Annotated in this window: 14 protein-coding genes; 13 read left to right on the plus strand and 1 reads right to left on the minus strand. The window is 63.4% G+C overall.

Annotation, left to right across the window (positions count from 1 at the left end; genetic code table 11):
- Nucleotides 1-8: 8 nt before the first annotated feature.
- The 5 genes from ACWTU7_RS16390 to ACWTU7_RS16410 all read left to right on the plus strand — a co-directional run bounded on the left by ACWTU7_RS16390 (nt 9) and on the right by ACWTU7_RS16410 (nt 6,496).
- Entirely contained in the window at nt 9-1,163 is a 1,155-nt protein-coding gene (locus tag ACWTU7_RS16390) for an efflux RND transporter periplasmic adaptor subunit (RefSeq protein ID WP_455839049.1), read from the plus strand.
- Nucleotides 1,164-1,401: 238 nt separating this feature from the next.
- Nucleotides 1,402-2,139, plus strand: a complete 738-nt coding sequence (locus ACWTU7_RS16395; protein WP_455839048.1) for a GntR family transcriptional regulator — start codon at nt 1,402-1,404, stop codon at nt 2,137-2,139.
- Nucleotides 2,140-2,195: 56 nt separating this feature from the next.
- Nucleotides 2,196-3,302 carry a mandelate racemase/muconate lactonizing enzyme family protein gene (locus ACWTU7_RS16400; RefSeq protein WP_455839047.1) on the plus strand — a complete coding sequence of 369 codons (1,107 nt, stop codon included), beginning with the start codon at nt 2,196-2,198 and terminating at the stop codon, nt 3,300-3,302.
- A gap of 348 nt (nt 3,303-3,650) precedes the next feature.
- Entirely contained in the window at nt 3,651-4,973 is a 1,323-nt protein-coding gene (locus ACWTU7_RS16405) for an NAD(P)H-dependent oxidoreductase (protein WP_455839046.1), read from the plus strand.
- 20 nt (nt 4,974-4,993) lie between these two features.
- Complete coding sequence (locus ACWTU7_RS16410) at nt 4,994-6,496, plus strand: xylulokinase (protein WP_455839045.1); 1,503 nt, start codon at nt 4,994-4,996, stop codon at nt 6,494-6,496.
- On the opposite strand, the gene ACWTU7_RS16415 is transcribed toward ACWTU7_RS16410, so the two are convergent.
- On the minus strand, nt 6,486-7,448 hold the full coding sequence (locus ACWTU7_RS16415; RefSeq protein ID WP_029355395.1) for a sugar-binding transcriptional regulator: 963 nt from the start codon (nt 7,446-7,448) through the stop codon (nt 6,486-6,488). The two genes, ACWTU7_RS16410 and ACWTU7_RS16415, sit on opposite strands and share 11 nt — an antisense overlap.
- Nucleotides 7,449-7,881: 433 nt before the next feature.
- On the opposite strand from ACWTU7_RS16415, the gene ACWTU7_RS16420 reads away from it, so the two are divergent.
- From ACWTU7_RS16420 to ACWTU7_RS16455, 8 genes are all read left to right on the plus strand, one after another.
- Nucleotides 7,882-8,892: an ABC transporter permease gene (locus tag ACWTU7_RS16420; RefSeq protein WP_455839044.1), complete on the plus strand. Its 1,011-nt coding sequence runs from the start codon at nt 7,882-7,884 to the stop codon at nt 8,890-8,892.
- 116 nt (nt 8,893-9,008) lie between these two features.
- Complete coding sequence (locus ACWTU7_RS16425; RefSeq protein WP_455839043.1) at nt 9,009-9,947, plus strand: substrate-binding domain-containing protein; 939 nt, start codon at nt 9,009-9,011, stop codon at nt 9,945-9,947.
- A gap of 23 nt (nt 9,948-9,970) precedes the next feature.
- A complete protein-coding gene (locus ACWTU7_RS16430; RefSeq protein WP_455839042.1) occupies nt 9,971-11,473 on the plus strand; it encodes a sugar ABC transporter ATP-binding protein in 1,503 nt (500 codons plus the stop codon).
- Nucleotides 11,474-11,612: 139 nt separating this feature from the next.
- Nucleotides 11,613-12,377: an SDR family oxidoreductase gene (locus ACWTU7_RS16435; protein ID WP_455839041.1), complete on the plus strand. Its 765-nt coding sequence runs from the start codon at nt 11,613-11,615 to the stop codon at nt 12,375-12,377.
- Nucleotides 12,378-12,385: 8 nt separating this feature from the next.
- Nucleotides 12,386-13,171 (plus strand): SDR family oxidoreductase, encoded by a 786-nt coding sequence (locus ACWTU7_RS16440; RefSeq protein WP_455839040.1) that lies wholly within the window; start codon nt 12,386-12,388, stop codon nt 13,169-13,171.
- Between the two features lie 437 nt (nt 13,172-13,608).
- Entirely contained in the window at nt 13,609-14,583 is a 975-nt protein-coding gene (locus ACWTU7_RS16445) for an ABC transporter substrate-binding protein (protein ID WP_127314302.1), read from the plus strand.
- A gap of 75 nt (nt 14,584-14,658) precedes the next feature.
- Nucleotides 14,659-15,744: a quaternary amine ABC transporter ATP-binding protein gene (locus ACWTU7_RS16450; protein ID WP_455839039.1), complete on the plus strand. Its 1,086-nt coding sequence runs from the start codon at nt 14,659-14,661 to the stop codon at nt 15,742-15,744.
- Nucleotides 15,741-17,723, plus strand: coding sequence for an ABC transporter permease (locus ACWTU7_RS16455; RefSeq protein WP_455839038.1), 1,983 nt, complete (start codon nt 15,741-15,743; stop codon nt 17,721-17,723). The genes ACWTU7_RS16450 and ACWTU7_RS16455 overlap by 4 nt, the downstream gene beginning before the upstream one ends.
- Nucleotides 17,724-17,920 lie beyond the last annotated feature (197 nt).

Below are 17,920 nucleotides of genomic sequence, written 5' to 3' on the forward strand. Positions count from 1 at the left end.
AATTGATCATGCGTAAATGGAAAATTGCATTGGGAGCGGCCGTTGCCGTTGGGGCGATCTCGGTGGCCAGCGTTCACTTGCTCGACATGGGGAATTTCGGGCTCAACGCCGGTACGGCAGGAGCGGCAACGCCCGAACCCGCGGCGTTTGTCATGCCGGTGCCGGTGGTGAGCGTCGTCAAGAAGACGATCCCGATCTATCTCGACTATGCCGCCCGCACAGAGCCGATCCGCAGCATCACGCTGCAGGCGCGCGTACCGGGTTATCTGCAGGAGCAGGTCGCGCCCGACGGCAGCGATGTCAAGAAGGGCGACCTTCTCTACAAGATCGCTCCAGAGGATTTCCAGGCCGCCCTCGACCAGGCGAAGGCTCAGGTCCAGCGCGACGAAGCAACGCTCGACTATGCGCGTTCCAGCCTTGGTCGCGGCACCGAGCTCGCCAAGAGCGGATACATCGCCAAGGATGCGTTCGACCAGCGCACCAGCAGCTTGCGCGAGGCCCAGGCCTCGCTCGCCGTGAACCAGGCGGCTGTGCGGACCGCCGAGCTCAATCTGAGCTATTCCGAAATCAAGGCGCCGTTCGCCGGGCGCGTCGGCCGCAACCAGGCCTCGGTCGGAACCCTGGTCAGCGTCGCCGGCACTGTGCTCAACACGCTGGTGCAACTCGACCCGATCTATGTCACCTTCAACCCGAGTGAAACGGATCTGGTGCAGATCGAGGAAGCCCGCGCGGCGGGGCCCGTCGATGTCGACGTCCTGCTTCCCGGCGATACGGAGCCGCGCCAGAGAGGTCAGCTCACCTTCATCGACAACACGGTCGATCGTTCGACCGGCACCATCACCGCACGGGCGACGATCGGCAATGCCAAGTTCACACTGCTGCCGGGCCAATATGTTCGCGTCAGGCTGCACATCAAGCAGCAGCCCGATGCACTGATGGTGCCGCAGACGGCGTTGGGATCGAGCCAGCTCGGCAAATACCTCTACGTCGTCGGCAAGGACAACACTGTCGACCAGCGCATCGTTTCGCTCGGGCCGACCAATGGCGATCTGGTGGCCATCTCGAGCGGCGTATCGGAAGGCGACCAGGTGATAACAGGCAATCTGCAGAAGATCGGCCCTGGAATGCCTGTCTCGCCGCTGCCAGAGAAACCGGCCACCTGATACCCCCCATCAGGCCCGGTCCAGCGGCGCCCCCGGCTATGCCGAGGGCGCCGTTTTGCTGAAGCAGTTCGACAAGGCCGGCGACATCGGCGCGATCGGCCTTGGCCGCGGGCATGAACGCGCAATTGGGATCGGAGAGCCGGATCGAAATCTGCCCGAAACCGGGAGTCCATAGATACCTCTTGTTAGATTGTCGACAATCTGCTTCTCTGCTTCCGGCACCTTGTGGAGTTGAGGAATGGGGAAGCTGGATTTTGCTCCGATCGCGGACACGACAAGACGCGCCGAGATCGTGGCGTTGCTTCGGCGTGCAATCCTGACCGGCCAGCTGGAACCCGGGCAGAAACTCAACGAACTCAGGATTGCCGAGCAGATGCGGGTGAGCCGCGCACCGCTGCGCGAAGCGATGCGTGAGCTGGTCCAGGAAGGCATCCTGACCAGCATTCCTTACGCCGGAACCTTCGTCATTGATGTGACCGCCAAGGACATCGACGACGCCTATTCGCTCAACAAGGTTCTGGATGAGTTCGCCATCGAACTGACCTGGCCGCTTCGCGACCAGCGGTTCTTCGACGAGCTTGACCGGCGCCACGAGGCGGTGAAGCAGGCGACGCGCGACCGCGACACCACAAGGCAGATCGAAACGGCGCTGCAATTGCACGGCCTGATCCACGAATGGGCCGACAATTCGGTTCTGCTCGAGATCTGGCAGCGACTGACCAGCCGGCTGCAGATGTATTTCGCCCTGCATCAGCGGGCGCGCAAAGAGCCGGTGCCTGACGAAGACATCCACGAGACCTATGTGCGGTTGCTGAAAGGCGCCGACATGCGCGCCGCACAAAGCCACGCCCGCGAGCATATCGGCCTCGACTTCGAAGAACTGCTCGCCTATGCGCGCAGCCTCGAACAGCGCGACTCCAAGGGCGCCAAGGCCGATCGCGCTGGTCCGACGCGCAACCGGCCAGAAGCCAGCTGAGTCCACCGGCGCCAATTTCGGCTTCGTCAGGACATCACAGACAACGGACAGAGAAATTGCAGATCAAAACCATCAAGGCCTACCATGTCGTGCAGCCCTTCGTGGACGGGCCCTATCGTATGTCCAAGGGTCGTGTCGCCGACGCGTTCGACGCGGTGATCGTCGCCATCACCGCCGACAGCGGGCTGACCGGGTGGGGCGAAATGGCGCCGCTCGGCAATTTCTACTCGCCGGCATTCGCGGCCGGCACTCGCGCCGGCATCATCGAAATCGCGCCGCATCTGCTCGGCCACGATCCCCGAGCCTTGGCCAGTATCGGCAGGCTGATGGACACGGTGTTCAAGGGCCATCCCTACATCAAGTCGGCGCTCGACATGGCATGCTCGGATCTCGCGGCACGCGCCGCCGACATACCGCTGGTAACGCTGCTCGGCGGGCGCGAGAGCGAGACGGCAGAACTATACAAGGTCGTTACCCATGGCACGGTCGATGCGATGGCCGCACTTGCCAAGCGCATCGTCAAGGACGGGTTTCACCGGCTGCAGGTCAAGGTCGGCGGCAACGTCCATGACGACATCGAGCGCGTCACCGCGGTCGCCGCTTCGGTGCCGAAGGGCACCGTCATCTTCTGCGACGCCAATGCCGGCTGGACGCCCTATCAGGCGCGCCAGTTCACTGACGCGACGCGTGCCATCGACTACACGTTCGAGCAGCCCTGCACCACGATCGATGAATGCATGTCGGTGCGCCGCTCGCTCGACAAGCCGATGGTGCTGGACGAATCCGTCGCCTCGCTGGACGACATGCTCGACATCCACCGCAAGGGCGCGGCCGACGGGCTGACGCTGAAGATCTCGCGGCTCGGCGGCGTGACCAAGACGCGCCAGATCCGCGACCTTGCCGTCGATCTCGGCTTCATGATCACCGTCGAAGACACCGGCGGCGCCGAGATCGACACATCAGCCATGGCGCATCTGTCGCTGTCGACGCCGGAGGAGCGCCGGCTGCACGCCATTGCCTTCCACGAATGGGTGACGGTGCGCACCGCATCGAACATGCCGCCGGTTTCGGGAAGCCGCATCGGCATTCCGGACGGACCGGGCCTCGGCATCGATGTCGTTCCCGACCTGCTTGGCGCGCCCTTCTTCGAGGTCGGCAGTTAAGATACTGGAATGCGCCGATCGGGCATGCCGGTTGGCGTTACCTGTCGCGCGCTTCGTCGTTAGCGATAGACGCACCGGCAGCTGAGCCGCCATGAAGCAGCTTATCGCCGCACTTGCTCGCTTGCGAGAAGCGATGTCTCGGTCATCGCCGTCTGCATCCCTAGAGATCACCGCCTTCTGCTCCCTAGCTGACCGAGCAGCCAAGCAGCATGCCAAGGGTGCACAATCGAATCACACAATTGTGGAATGATGGCTGCCGAATTGCATGTTGAAATATTTTTCATTTAGAAATAGGAATGTTCAAAATGACTTCGACGCCGCGGCGCGGCAAGAGCTGGAGGAAGTGACATGGCCCATCCGCAATTTGCAGCGGAACTTTTGCAACGCGCTGAAAAGCAGGGGCCGATCACCATCGGGCTTGCCGGCGCCGGGCAGATGGGCACCGACATCGTCGTCCAGGTGGCGTTGATGCCGGGCATGCGGATCGGCGCCATTTCCGAGGTCAGGCCGCAGGCGGCGATCGATGCAGCGCTGCTCGCCGGCCACGACCGCTCGGACATCGTCCACGCCGGCAATGCAGCTGACATCGACCGCGCCATCGAGGCCGGCAAGATCGCGGTGACCGAAGATTTGCATGCGCTGGCTTCCGCCGGCCGTATCGACGTCATCATCGACGCGACAGGCAATCCCAACATCGGCACGCTGTTCGCGCTCGAAGTGATGAAGAACGGCAAGCATATCGTGATGCTCAACGTCGAAGCCGACATCACCATCGGCCGCTTTCTCAAGGAGGAGGCGCGCAAGGCGGGCGTCGTCTATACGGGTGCGGCCGGCGACGAGCCGGCCTGCACGCTGGAGATCATCGGCTTTGCCAAGAGCCTCGGCTTCAACATCATCGCCGCCGGCAAGGGCAAGAACAATCCGCTGAAGATCGACGCAATGCCGGCCGACTACGAGAAGGAGGCGGCCGAGCGCAACATGAATGCGCGCATGCTGGTCGAATTCGTCGACGGCTCGAAGACGGCGATCGAGATGGTGGCGATCGCCAATGCCACCGGCCTGGTGCCCGATGTGCCGGGCATGCACGGCCCGACCGCGACGCTGGAGGAACTCGCCAGCGTGCTTTGCCCGCGCGAGGATGGCGGCGTGCTGCATCGCAAGGGGGTGGTCGACTATTCGATCGGCAAGGGCGTGGCGCCCGGCGTGTTCTGCATCATCGAGACCCGGCATCCGCGCGTGCTGGAGCGCATGATCGACCTCAAGGTCGGCAAGGGCCCCTATTTCACGATCTTCCGCCCCTATCATTTGACCAGCCTGGAAGTGCCGCTGTCGGCGGCGCGCGCCGTGGTCTACAAGCGCGCCGACATGGAGCCGCTCGACCATCCGGTCGCCGAGGCGGTGGCGGTTGCCAAGAGCGACCTTGCCCTTGGCCAGTCGCTCGGCATGATCGGCGAGAACGACTATCGCGGCTTCGCCATGACCTGGGAGGACGCGCGCGCCCGCGGCGCCCTGCCGCTCGGCCTCGCCGAGCGGGCCAAGGTGGTCAAGCCGGTCAAGACAGGCGATTTCCTCACCTACGAAAACTGTGTACCCGACGATTCGATGGTGATAACCCAGATCCGCCGTCGTCTCGACCAGTCGGACGGACGGTTCGTTACAAACGCCGCCTGAATCCGCTGGATTTCCACCTGATGGACGATGTCGTAATCGGGATCGACGCCTCGACGACGGCCGTGAAGGCGATCGCTTTCACGCGCGACGGCGAGGAACTGTTCCAGGCGCGCGAAGCCTATCCGCTTTCAAATCCCAAGCCCGGCCATTTCGAGCAGGATGCCGAACATTGGTGGACCGCGCTGCTCGGTGCATTGAAGCAGGTCACTGAGGCGGTGGGCGCTTCGCGAGTGGCGGCGATCTCCATCGCCCACCAGCGCGAGACCTTCACCCTGATCGATCACGCCGGCAAGCCGCTTATTCCGGCGATCCTGTGGCTGGACGAGCGCGCGCGCCCGCAAGTTATCAGGCTTTCGGCTGAGCTCGGCCGCGAGACGATCCGCGACTGGAGCGGCAAGCCGCCAGACCCGACGCCCGCGCTCTATGCGATCGCCTGGCTGGCCGAACACCAGCCGCAAACGCTCGACGACGCAGCCGCACTCGTCGACGTGCATGGCTTCTTCGTCCACCGGCTGACCGCACATCTGGTCACCAGCACGGCAAGTGCGGATCCGCTCGGGCTGCTCGACGTCAGGAATGGCACTTGGCACCCTGAGCTCGTTACCGCCGCAGGACTCCGGCCGGACCAGTTGCCGGAACTGGTCGCGCCGGGCGCAATCTGCGGCGGACTTGTCGAAAGTGCGGCACGGCTGACCGGCCTGAAGGCCGGCACGCCTGTTGTCGCCGGCGCCGGCGACGGCCAGGCGATGGGCCTCGGCATGGGCGTTCACGCCGAAGGCAAAAGCTATCTCTCGCTTGGCTCGGGCATCGTCAGCGGCTGTTATTCCGGTAAGATCACGACGTCGAACGCGTTTCGAACGCTGGTCTCGCCGACCGGTTCGGGCTTCATGTTGGAGACCGTGCTGCGCTCGGGCATGCAACTGGTCGACTGGATCGTTCGCACGACCGGCTCGCCGTCGGCCGCAGCGCTGGAGAAGGCGGCGGTCGACGTTTCCGCCGGCAGCGAGGGCCTGCTTGTCATGCCCTATTGGGCCGGTGTCATGAGCCCCTACTGGGACGGCGCGGCGAGAGGCGCCATTGTCGGTCTGTCGCTTGACCATGAGCCGAAGCACCTTTTTCGAGCGGTTCTGGAAGGCATCGCCTTCGAGCAGGCCATCGCCAGCGAAGCAATGGAAACTCAAGCCGGCGGCAAACCGGCGGCTGTGATAGCTGCCGGCGGCGGCACCAACTGCGCCCTGCTGATGCGGATCATGGCAAGCGTGCTCGAGCGGCCGCTCTCCGTCTCGCCGGTCAACGAAGCCGCAGCGCTCGGCGCCGCCATGCTGGCGGCCTCCGCCATCGGATGGTTTCCCTCGCCGGAGACCGCGGCTGAGGCGATGGCCGCGCCGCCAACCAGGCATGTCGAGCCGGCCGACGTGCTGGTCTCCGGTTACCGGGCGCGCAAAGCGATCTACCGCGACCTCTATCAGGCGACGCGCGACATCCATGCCCGCCTCGAGGCGCTAAGCGAGGTTAGCGGTTGAGCAGGCCCTTGGCCGCATCCTCGTCGGTGATCAGAACCGATATCTTGGTGTTGGCGAGCGCCGCCCGCATGATGGCAATTTTTTCCTGCCCTCCCGAGACCAGGATGATGGCCGGGATGTCCGACAGGTCCTGCAGCGGATAGGCGCAGACCCGGCGGTTGACCTCATGGTCGACGAGCCGGCCCTCGGCGTCGATGAAATGGCATAAAATATCACCAACTGCGCCGGCCGCCTGCAATTCCTCGAGTTCGCTGGGCTTGATGAAGCCGTAATTGGCGATCGGGCTGTCGTTGGAAAATGATCCGACGCTGAGCACGGCGATGTTTGCCCGGCGCGCGCGGAAGACGACGTCCTGAACGCTGCGCTGGCTCATGAAAGCTTCGCGCTGCTCCGGCCTGTCAGCATAGACCGGCACCGGCAGCAGAAAGCACTCGGCGCCGATCTTTTCGGCGAATTCCCAGGCGCTCTCGGTCGGGTTGAGCGGCTGGGCATGGGTGAGGCCGCCCAGCATGGAAACCACCGTCGTCCTGGCGATCGGCCGCCGCGGCAATTCGTTGATGGCGAATTTCAGCGTCCTCCCCCAGCCAAGTGCGATGACATCGCCGGCATTCACATTGTCGGCCAGATAGGCGCCCGCGGCATGGCCGATCATCAGCGGCGTGTTGGTTCGGTCGGCGGCCGACGGCACCACAACCGCCTGGCTCAGTCCGAAACGCTGCTTCAGAGCCTCTTCCAGCACCAAGCATTCGACCACGCTGTCGCGGATGCGGAACTGGACGACGCCCTCCTCACGCGCGGCGGACAGGATGCGATGCACCTTGATGCGACCGATCCCGAGGATCTCCGAAATCCTCTCTTGCGTCAGCCCCTCGACATAATAGTGCCAAGCGGCACGCGCCTTCAGTTCGGCATCCGGGAAGCGCGAGGCCTTGTCATTCTCCGTCATCGCCATCTTTTTGCCCTCCCGCGGTCGTCCGAATCCTTAAATGCCATTCAAGTGGCGTATCCCACCAAGCGCCACGAAATCGTTCTGCGCTCCCAGGATTCAAGATTAATGACATCGACAGGATATCGTCTACAACGCGAGATGAAAGCCAAAATGGTGAACATTTACTTTGTCTTGGCCGTCTCGGCCTGCTCAAGCAGCCGAAACGAAGTCGCGGGATGAGGGCGGACCTGAAACGCGGCATTTCTTGCCCTTTCGTAAGGCAAACCGGCTGGCGGCGCAAACCGGCGTGGAATGATGCGGCGGGCCTTGACAATTTTCCGACGAACAGTTTAGCTGAACAAAATTGCACATTAAAGATAAATTGTTCACAGGGAGGTGCCTGGTGAGCAAGAGTGAGCCGACGACGCATCGCCGGATCGCTGATGGAGGAGACAAAATGGCTCTGAGCAACGGTGCAAGCGAGTTAAAGGCCGGCCCAGGTGCGCAGGCCGCGGCGGGCGTGAAGCTTTCGGCCCTGTTCGCCGGGACCATGGGACCGCTGATCGGGCTGGTGCTGCTGTGCCTTGCGCTGTCGCTGACCACCGACACGTTCCTGACCGTCCGCAACATCCTCAACGTGCTCGACCAGGTCACCGTGCTCGGCATCATGGCGATCGGCATGACGCTGGTCATCCTGATCGGCGGGATCGACCTGTCCGTCGGCTCCGTGCTGGCGCTCGCCGCCATGGTGATGGGGTTCGTCGCCCATCCCGACCATCTCAATCTCGGCATGCCCGCCGGCATCGTCACAGCGCTTGTCGTTGCTGGACTTTGCGGGCTGGTTTCAGGCCTGCTCGTGACCGTCACCAAGCTGCCGCCCTTCATCGCCACGCTGGCCATGATGTCGGTGGCCCGCGGTCTCGCCAACATGATCACCGACGGCTCGCAGATCATCGGCTTCCCCGACTGGTTCACTAGCCTGTCGATCATCCGCCATTTTGGCTTCCTGTCGGTCACCGTCGGCTTGATGATCATTCTGGCGATCATCTTCGCAATCTTCCTCAACTATCGCGTGACCGGTCGCAGCCTCTACGCGATCGGCGGCAGCGCCGAAGTCGCCAGGCTGTCCGGCATACCGGTCAAATCGCTGACCAACTGGGTCTATGCAATCTGCGGCGTGCTGGCCGGGCTTGCCGGCATCGTGCTTGCGGCACGGCTCGATTCCGTCCAGCCGAGCTCCGGCTTCGGCTACGAACTGGACACGATCGCGGCGGTGGTGATCGGCGGCGCCAGCCTGTCGGGAGGCGTCGGCTCGATCGGCGGCACCGCCATCGGCGTGCTCATCATCGGCGTGCTGCGCAACGGTCTGAACCTGCTCGGCGTGTCGCCCTTCATCCAGCAGGTGGTGATCGGCGTGGTGATCGCGCTGGCGGTGGCCACGGATACGTGGCGGCGCAGAACGCAATGAAGAATTCGCCAGGGTTGTCCGGGCGAAAACGGATCGGTGATCCGAACTGGGAGTTGTTCGGCCAAGGGCGCCGTGATGCGCCGGCAGAACAGATTGAACATCAACGGAGGAAACACATGCTGACCAAACGTTCATTGCTGCTTGCTGCCGCGGCCGTCATTCCGCTGCTCGGACTGTCCGAGACGGCATCGGCTAAGGAGGCCAAGAAGCTTGGCCTTGCCGTCGCCAATCTGCAGGCCGATTTCTTCAACCAAATCAAGCAGTCCGTCGAAGCCTACGGCAAGGAAAAGGGCATCGAGATCATCACCGTCGACGCCAAGGGCGATTCGGCGACCCAGGTCAGCCAGGTGCAGGACCTGATCACGCAGAACATCGATGCGCTGATCTACATCCCGGCCGGCGCCACCGCCGCCACCGTGCCGACCAAGACGGCCAAGGCTGCCGGCATCCCGGTCATCAATGTCGACCGCAATGCCGAGGGCGCACCCGGCGACACCTTCATCGCCACCAACAGCGTGGCATCGGCCAGGGCGGTGTGCGACTACATCGCCAAGCAGGCCGGCGGCAAAGGCGAGCTGATCATCATCCATGGCCAGAAAGGCACGACGCCCGAGGTCGACCGGTCGAAGGGCTGCGGCGAAGCGCTGAGCGGCTATCCCGACATCAAGGTGGTCGGCGAGCTGTGGAGCGAAGGCTGGCATCAGGACGAAGGCTTCAAGCTGACGCAGGACCTGCTGCAGTCACATCCCGACGTGTCGATCGTCATCGGCCAGGCCGATGCGCTGGCGCTCGGTGCCGCGCAGGCGGTCAAGGTCGCCAATCCCGGCCACAAGGTCTGGGTTGCCGGCTTCGACGGCGACGTGGCGGCGCTCAAGGCACTGAAGGGCGGCGTCTTCGACGTAACCGCGACGCAGCAGACACAAGGCATGGGCCGGCTTGCCGTCGACGCGGCGATCAAGCTGGTGGCCGGCGAAACCGTTCCCGCAGAACAGCTGCAGGACGCGACGCTGACCACCAAGGACAATGTCGACCAGTTCATCGCCAAGCATCCCTGACAATCGGTAACGGAACGATGGCCTTGGATCTCAGCCATACGCAGACCCTGCATCTGGGGCTCTTCGTCAGCGGCCTCTGCAAGAGCTATGGACCGGTCCAGGTCCTGGCCGATGCGAGCTTCGAGGTGCGGCCGGGAGAGGTCGTGGCGCTGCTTGGAGAAAATGGCGCGGGCAAGTCCACCGTTTCGAACATCATCGCCGGGTCGACCAAACCCGATGCCGGCAGCATCACATGGCGGGGGAAACCCTATTCCCCCGCCTCTCCCGCCGCGGCCATCGACGCCGGTGTCGGCATGATCCACCAGGAACTGAAGCTGCTGCCAGATCTTTCAGTCGCCGAGAACGTCTATGTCGGACGCCTGCCGATGCGCGGCGGCCGCATCGACCGCGCGGCTATGAATGCGCGGGCATCGGCCCAACTGAAGCGCCTCGGCCTCGATGTTTCGCCGGATCGCAAGGTGCGCACGCTGCGCATCGCCGCCCAGCAACAGGTCGAGATCGCCAAGGCACTGACGCTCAATGCCGAGCTTCTGATCTTCGACGAACCGACAGCAGCGCTTGGCAGCGAAGAAACGGAACTGTTGTTCCAGCAGATCCGCAAGCTCAAGGCGGAAGGCATGTCCTTCATCTATATCAGCCACCGGCTGGACGAGATCGCTGAGATCGCCGACCGCGTGGTGGTGATGCGCGACGGGCGCATCGTCGCCCGGCACGAGCGCGCCGACATTCCGGTGCGCACCGTGGTCGAGCAGATGGTCGGCCGCAGCGTCGAGCGGATGTTCCCGCCGCTCTCGGAACCGGGCAGCGAGACGTTGCTCGAAGTCGAGAACCTGTCCTCGCCGGAACGCAGTTTTCAGAATGTCAGCTTCTCGGTGCGGACCGGCGAAATCCTTGGCATCGCCGGCCTGATCGGCGCCGGCCGCACCGAACTGGTGCGGGCGATCGCGGGCGCCGATCCGATTTCGTCGGGGTCGGTGCGCGTCGCCGGCAAACCGGTGCACCTCAATGGCCCGGCGGCGGCGATCAAGGCCGGCGTCGTGCTGGTGCCGGAAGACCGCAAGGCGCAAGGCGTGGTGCTCGACCAGACCATTGGCGAGAATCTGGCAATCGGCAATTTCGACCATGTCGCGCCGAATGGCTGGGTGTTTCCGAAGGCGGTGCAGAAATTCGCCGAGGCCGGCATAAGCCGGCTCGGCGTCAAGGGCCGGCCTAACCAGGCGATCAGCAAGCTCTCCGGCGGCAACCAGCAGAAGGTGATTATCGCCAAATGGATTTCACGGCCGCCCAAGGTGTTCATCCTGGACGAGCCGACACGCGGCATCGATGTCGGCGCCCGCGCCGCGATCTACGATGTCATCGCCGACCTCGCCCGCTCCGGAATGGCGGTGGTGGTGGTGAGCTCCGACCTCGAGGAAGTGCTCGGGCTGTCGCATCGCGTGCTGGTGCTGAGCCGTGGCCGCCAGCGCGGCATTCTCGATCGCAGCGAAGCAAGCAACGTCGCCGTCATGGAGCTCGCCACAAGCTAGGACGTAACCGGCGATCGGGGAATCGGAACAAAGCGCAGCAGGTGGTATTCTCCCAAGCACCGGACCGCGCGGGGCGCCAGCCGAGGCTGGCGCCCCTTCATTCCTAGGCAGCACCGGCGGCTCAACAGGAAACATTTCAATGAAACTATTCGATCTTCATGGGGACGTTGCCATCGTCACCGGCGCCGGCAGCGGCATCGGGCAAGCAATCGCCATCGGCCTGGCCGAGGCCGGCGCCAATATCGCCTGTTTCGGCCATGCCTCGAAAGGCGGGCTGGACGAGACGGCGCACAGGATCTCGGAGCTTGGCCGCAAGGCACTGGTGCTGACCGGCACGGTGACTTCAGAGGCCGATCTCGCGACGGCGATCGAACGCACTGAAACGGAACTGGGCGCGCTGACCATCGCCGTCAACAATGCCGGCGTCGCCGCGGCCGAGCCGGCCGAGACGCTTTCGCTGGAGAAATGGCAGAAGCTCTATGACGTCAATGTCAGCGGCGTGTTCCTGTCGTGCCAGGCCGAAGCGCGCGCAATGCTGACGCGCCGTAAGGGCTCGATCGTCAACGTCGCGTCGATGTCGGGCTCGATCGTCAATCGCGGCCTGACCCAGGCGCATTACAATTCGTCGAAGGCCGCCGTCATCCATATGTCTAAGAGCCTCGCCATGGAATGGGCCGATCGCGGCCTGCGCGTCAACGTCGTCAGCCCCGGCTACACGCTGACGCCGATGAACAAGCGGCCGGAGGTCGCCGACCAGGTCAGGATCTTCGAGCGCGACACGCCGATGGGGCGCATGGCGGCGCCGGAAGAGATGGTGGGCCCGACCGTGTTCCTGGCCAGCCGGGCTTCGAGTTTCGTCACCGGCATCGATCTGATCGTCGATGGCGGCTTCGTCTGCTGGTAGGAGAAAAAATGCAGAAGCGATTCCAGGGTAAGACGGCGGTCATCACGGGCGCCAGCGGCGGCATCGGTGCGGCGATGGCCAGGCGCTTTGCGGCGGAAGGTGCTGCGGTCGTCGTCAGCGCCATCGACCCGCGCGTCGACGGAGTCGCCGCCGGAATGAAGGCGGAAGGCGCCAAGGTCGCATCGCTGCGCATGGACGTGACCAAGAAGGACGAGGTCGCCGCCCTCTACGATCTGGCCGAGCAGCAGTTCGGCCGTGTCGACATCTCCGTGCAGAATGCCGGCGTCATCACCATCGCCAGGATCGAGGCGATGACCGAGGCCGAATGGGACAAGGTGATGGCGGTCAACACCAAGGGCGTGTTCCTGTGCTGCCAGGAGGCGATCGCGCGCATCCGCAAGCATGGCGACGGTGGCAGGCTGATCAACACCGCATCCGGCCAGGCTCGCCAGGGCTTCATCTACACGCCGCACTACGCCGCCTCGAAATTCGGCGTCGTCGGCATCACCCAGAGCCTCGCCAAGGAAGTGGCGAAGGAGAAGATCACCGTCAACGCGATCTGCCCCGGCATCATCGACACCGACATGTGGGCCTACAACGACGCGGCATGGGGCAGACTGATGGGCGACTACAAGCCGGGCGAACTGATGGCCGAATGGGTCAGGAATATCCCGATGGGCCGCGCCGGCAGCGGCGAGGATGTTTCAGGGCTGGTCAGCTTTCTGGCCAGCAGCGACGCCGCCTACATCACCGGTCAGACCATCAATGTCGATGGCGGGCTGATCATGTCGTGAGCAACGGGGCAGGTTCACGCGTCAATCTGCTGATATAATCGGCAGGCGGCGAAACTGCAGCCGAATTGCGCGATTCGCGCCGCATTAGTCGTTGCGCGACATGAACGTTGGTATATATAATTTCATCCCATGAAAATGGCTTCGGTGACTGCCGACAGCCGACATCATGGAACCTTGATGGCTCGCAAGCTTGAGGGCGCCGCAAAACCGGCGATCGATCCGCGGATCACTGCTTCGGCAGCACGGCAGCCATGACGCGACCCCGCCCCGCACGACATCTTCATCGAATTGGGCATCATTGCGTCTGCGCCTACTTAGCGCCGACAGCAATTTGGTGCCAATGGACTTGCGCAACGACCAGCTTTTCCAACACAATCAAAAAGACGCAAGAAGGGAACGAACGATAACTTCCACCAGAGCTTGACAGGAGAACAGGCATGTCACTGCGGAGTATGATTTCGAGACTATCAATGGGAGCCTTAACACTTGCCGCGGCAAGTGCACTCGCGCCTTCGGCCCAGGCTGCGGCGCCAGAATCCAATGATCCGATCAAAATCGCGCTGTTCGACTGGACCAGCGTCAATCTGAACGCAAAGATCCTCGGCGGCATTCTGGAAAAGCTCGGATATACGGTGGAGTACCCGACCGCCGACTATCTCTCCAGCCTGACCACCGGACTTACCAATGGCGATCTCGCTGTCGCTCTGGAATTCTGGGACACGACTGCCGGCGAAGCCATGAAGGCCTCGGATGCGACCGGTCAGACCGAACGGCTCGGTAAGCTCGGGCCCAAGGCCAAGGAAGAATGGTGGTATCCCGAATACATGAAGGAGAAATGCCCGGGCCTGCCAAACTGGGAGGCGCTGAAGGACCCGAAATGCGCCGAAGCCTTCTCGACGGCGGAAACGGCGCCGAACGGCCGCTATCTCGGCGGTCCGGTGACATGGGAGGGTTTTGACGACGAGCGTGCCGCGGCGCTGAAGCTGCCCTTCACCGTCATCCATGCCGGCACCGATGCGGCGATGTTCGCCGAACTGGATTCGGCCTACCAGCGCAAGGCGCCGATCATGCTGTGGGTCTATTCGCCACATTGGGCGCCGGCCAAATACAAGGGCGAATGGGTCGAATTCCCCGCCTATACGCCGGAGTGCTACAACGACCCGAAGTGGGGCGTAAACCCTGAAGCGAAATATGACTGCGGCAAGCCGCATGGCGAGATCTGGAAATATTCCTGGGCCGGCATGAAGGACAAATGGCCGGTCGCCTACAAGGTCGCGAAAAACTACACGGTCGACACGGACGAGCTCAACAAGATGAGCGGCGAGATCGATCTCGAAGGCAAGACGCCGGAAGACGTCGCCGCTGCCTGGATCGCCGCCCACGAAGCCGACTGGAAAGCCTGGGCCGAGTGATCGCTCCAACTGGAAACTGCGAGACCCGGTCATTCATGGCCGGGTCTCTATTCCATATTCCAGAAAGACGACTGCATGGCCGATACGACTGAACAGGTGCTACAAGCAGCAGGCACGCCAAAGGATGCCCGCCCGATAAAACTTGCCTGCTACAATGTCTGGAAGCTGTTCGGGGCGAACGCGGCCAATTTTATCCGCCAGCGTGACGGCAAGGCCAGCATGGCGGAAGTCGCCGCGGCCGGGCTGGTCGGCGCGGTGCGCGCCGTCGACCTCGAAATCCGCCAGGGCGAGATCTTCATCATCATGGGGCTGTCCGGCTCCGGCAAATCGACGCTGGTGCGCTGCATGTCGCGGCTGGTCGAGCCGACCCATGGCAAGGTCGAGTTCGAGGGCAAGAACCTTCTCAAGATTTCCGATGCCGCACTGATCGAGCTGCGGCGTCACCGCATGGGAATGGTGTTTCAGAATTTTGCCCTGCTGCCGCATCTGAACGTGCTGGAGAACATCGCCTTTCCCCTGGGCATCCAAGGACAGGACCGGCCGACGCGCGAAGCACGTGCACGCGAGGTCATCGAGCTTGTCGGCTTGCGCGGTCGCGAGCATTTCTATCCGCGCGAGCTTTCCGGCGGCCAGCAGCAGCGTGTCGGCATCGCCCGCAGCCTCGCCACCAAGCCGGAAATCTGGTTTCTCGACGAGCCGTTCTCAGCGCTCGATCCGCTGATCCGCCGTGAGATGCAGGACGAGCTGATGCGGCTGCAGACCATGCTGCACAAGACCATCGTCTTCATCACCCATGATTTCGATGAGGCCATCCGGCTGGCCGACCGCATCGCCATAATGAAGGACGGCGAGGTCATCCAGATCGGCACGCCGGAAGAGCTGGTGGTCAATCCGGCGACCGACTATGTCGCCGAATTCACCCGCGACGTCGACCGCGCCAAGGTGATCTCGGCGCGAAGCCTGATGCGCGCCTGCGATGGCACCGAGCATGGCGGCGTGGTCGCGCCGGACGCCAAGATATCAAGTTTTTCGGCAAGCATTGTGTCGGCCGGCAAGCCGTTCGCGGTGGTCAACGGCACCGGCAAGCCGATCGGCGAGGTCACGCCGCAAGCCGTGATCGATCTTCTGGCCGGGATCGAGCGTCGCGGGGCTAGCGCATGACGGTGATGGCAAGCACCAGCGAGGCGAGATCGCGGCCGGTTCAGATCTGGCTGGTGGTCTGGGCCTGCGCCTTTGCCGCCGTGCTTACCGTGTTCCTGCTACAGGAGAGGCTGCCCTGGGCAGTCAACTATCCGGCCGGCGCAATCGTTTCCGTCGCCGACTGGGTCAGCGCGCTGATGAACCTGATAAAGTCGAACTTCTCCTGGCTGACGCGGTCGATCACCGCGGCGCTCGGCGTGCCGCTCGATTTCGCGCTCAATCTGCTTGCCAAGAATTTCAAGATCGGCCGTGGCGCGGATATGGTCGTCCTGCCGCGCCTGTCATGGGTCGGCGTCTGCATTGCTGCATTCCTGGCCGGCCGCGCCGCCGGCGGCTGGAAGCTCGGCGCGCTGGTCGGCGGCTGTTTCCTCTACATCGCGCTGTTCGGCCAATGGACCAGCGCAATGCTTACGCTCGGGCTGATCTCCATCGCCGTGCCGTTCTGCATCGTCACCGGATTGTTCGTCGGCATCTGGGCGTGGCGCAAGCCATGGGCTGAGAGGCTGTTGATCTCTCCTGCCCTCGATCTGATGCAGACCATCCCAACCTTCGCCTATCTGATCCCGATGCTTCTTTTGTTCGGCAACAGTCCGGTTTCGGCGATGATCGCGACGGCCATTTTCGCGACGCCGCCAATGGTGCGCGCGACGATGCTGGGACTGTCGCGGGTGCCGTCCGAGATCGACGATTTCAGCGAGATGGCCGGCTGCACGGCGCGCCAGAAACTGTGGCGCGTGCTTTTGCCGTCGGCGCGTCCAGCGCTGATGGTCGGCGTCAACCAAGTCATCATGCTGGCGCTCAATATGGTGATTATCGCTTCGATGATCGGCGCCGGCGGCCTCGGCTACGACGTGCTTTTGGCGCTGCGCGCGCTGAAGGTCGGCGAGGCAATGGAAGCCGGCCTTGCCATCGTCGCGCTGGCAATCGCGCTCGACCGGCTGAGCCAGGCGATCGCGCGCAATCACGCGCAAGGCCATGTTTATCAGGAGGTGAGCCCGAGCTTCTGGCGCCGCTACCCCAATCTGACGCTGGCCATCGCCGTCCTTGCCGTCACGACGCTGCTTGGCCTGTTTGTGCCGGCGTTCGCGGCGGTGCCGAAAGCGATCACTTTCACCACCGCCCCGATGTGGAAGACAGCGGTGAGCTGGATCACGATCAACTTCTTCGACACGATCGAAGCGTTTCGCGTGGCGCTGATCCTCAATGTGCTGAACCCGGTGCGCGCCTTCTGCGAGGGCTTCCCGTGGCTGGGCGCGGTGTTCCTGCTTGGCCTTGCCGGTTACCAACTCGGCGGCCTGCGCCTCGCCGTCCTGGTCGCCGCGCTGACCATCTTCTGCGCGGTGACCGGCCTGTGGGAAAAGACCATGGCGACGGTCTACCTGTGCGGCATCTCGGCCTTCATCGCTTGCCTGATCGGCATCCCGATCGGGCTGATGGCTTCGCGCAGCGACCGCGTCGAGAAGGTCGTCACGCCGGTCATCGACACGCTGCAGGTGCTGCCGTCGTTCTGCTTCATCATTCCAGTGGTGATGCTGTTTCGCGTCGGCGACGTGACGGCGATGATCGCCACGGTCGCCTTCGCCGTGGTGCCTGCCATTCGCTACACCAATTACGGCCTCCGGCAGGTGCCGCCGGCACTGATCGAGGCGGCAAAGGTATCGGGCTGCACCAAGCGCCAGACGTTCCTGCGCGTGCAGCTGCCGCTGGCGTTGCCCGAGATCATGCTTGGCGTCAACCAGACGATCCTGATGGCGCTGGCGATGATCATCATCTGCGCCATGGTCGGCACGCGCGATCTCGGCCAGGAAGTGTTCATTGCGCTGTCCAAGGCCGATTCCGGCCGCGGCATCGTCGCCGGATTGGCCATCGCCTTCATCGGCATCATCGCCGACCGGCTGTTCAACGCCTGGACGGCGAAGGCACGGGCTAGGCTGGGATAGCCGGAAAATAGAGGGTCGCGCGCCCCGCGAAACGGCAGCTTGCACAGAAGCTGTCCTTGCCAAGCTGATCGCAAAAATGTCTGCATCAGGGCCGTGTATGGACGGCTCTCCGTTGGCAAGGGTTTATTTGAGCATTTTGCAGTTGCTGGTTGGTGCGGCCATGTATCCGACCTGTAAGTGCGGCTTTTCACGCGCCG

The sequence above is a fragment of the Mesorhizobium sp. BHscii genome (assembly GCF_053848065.1).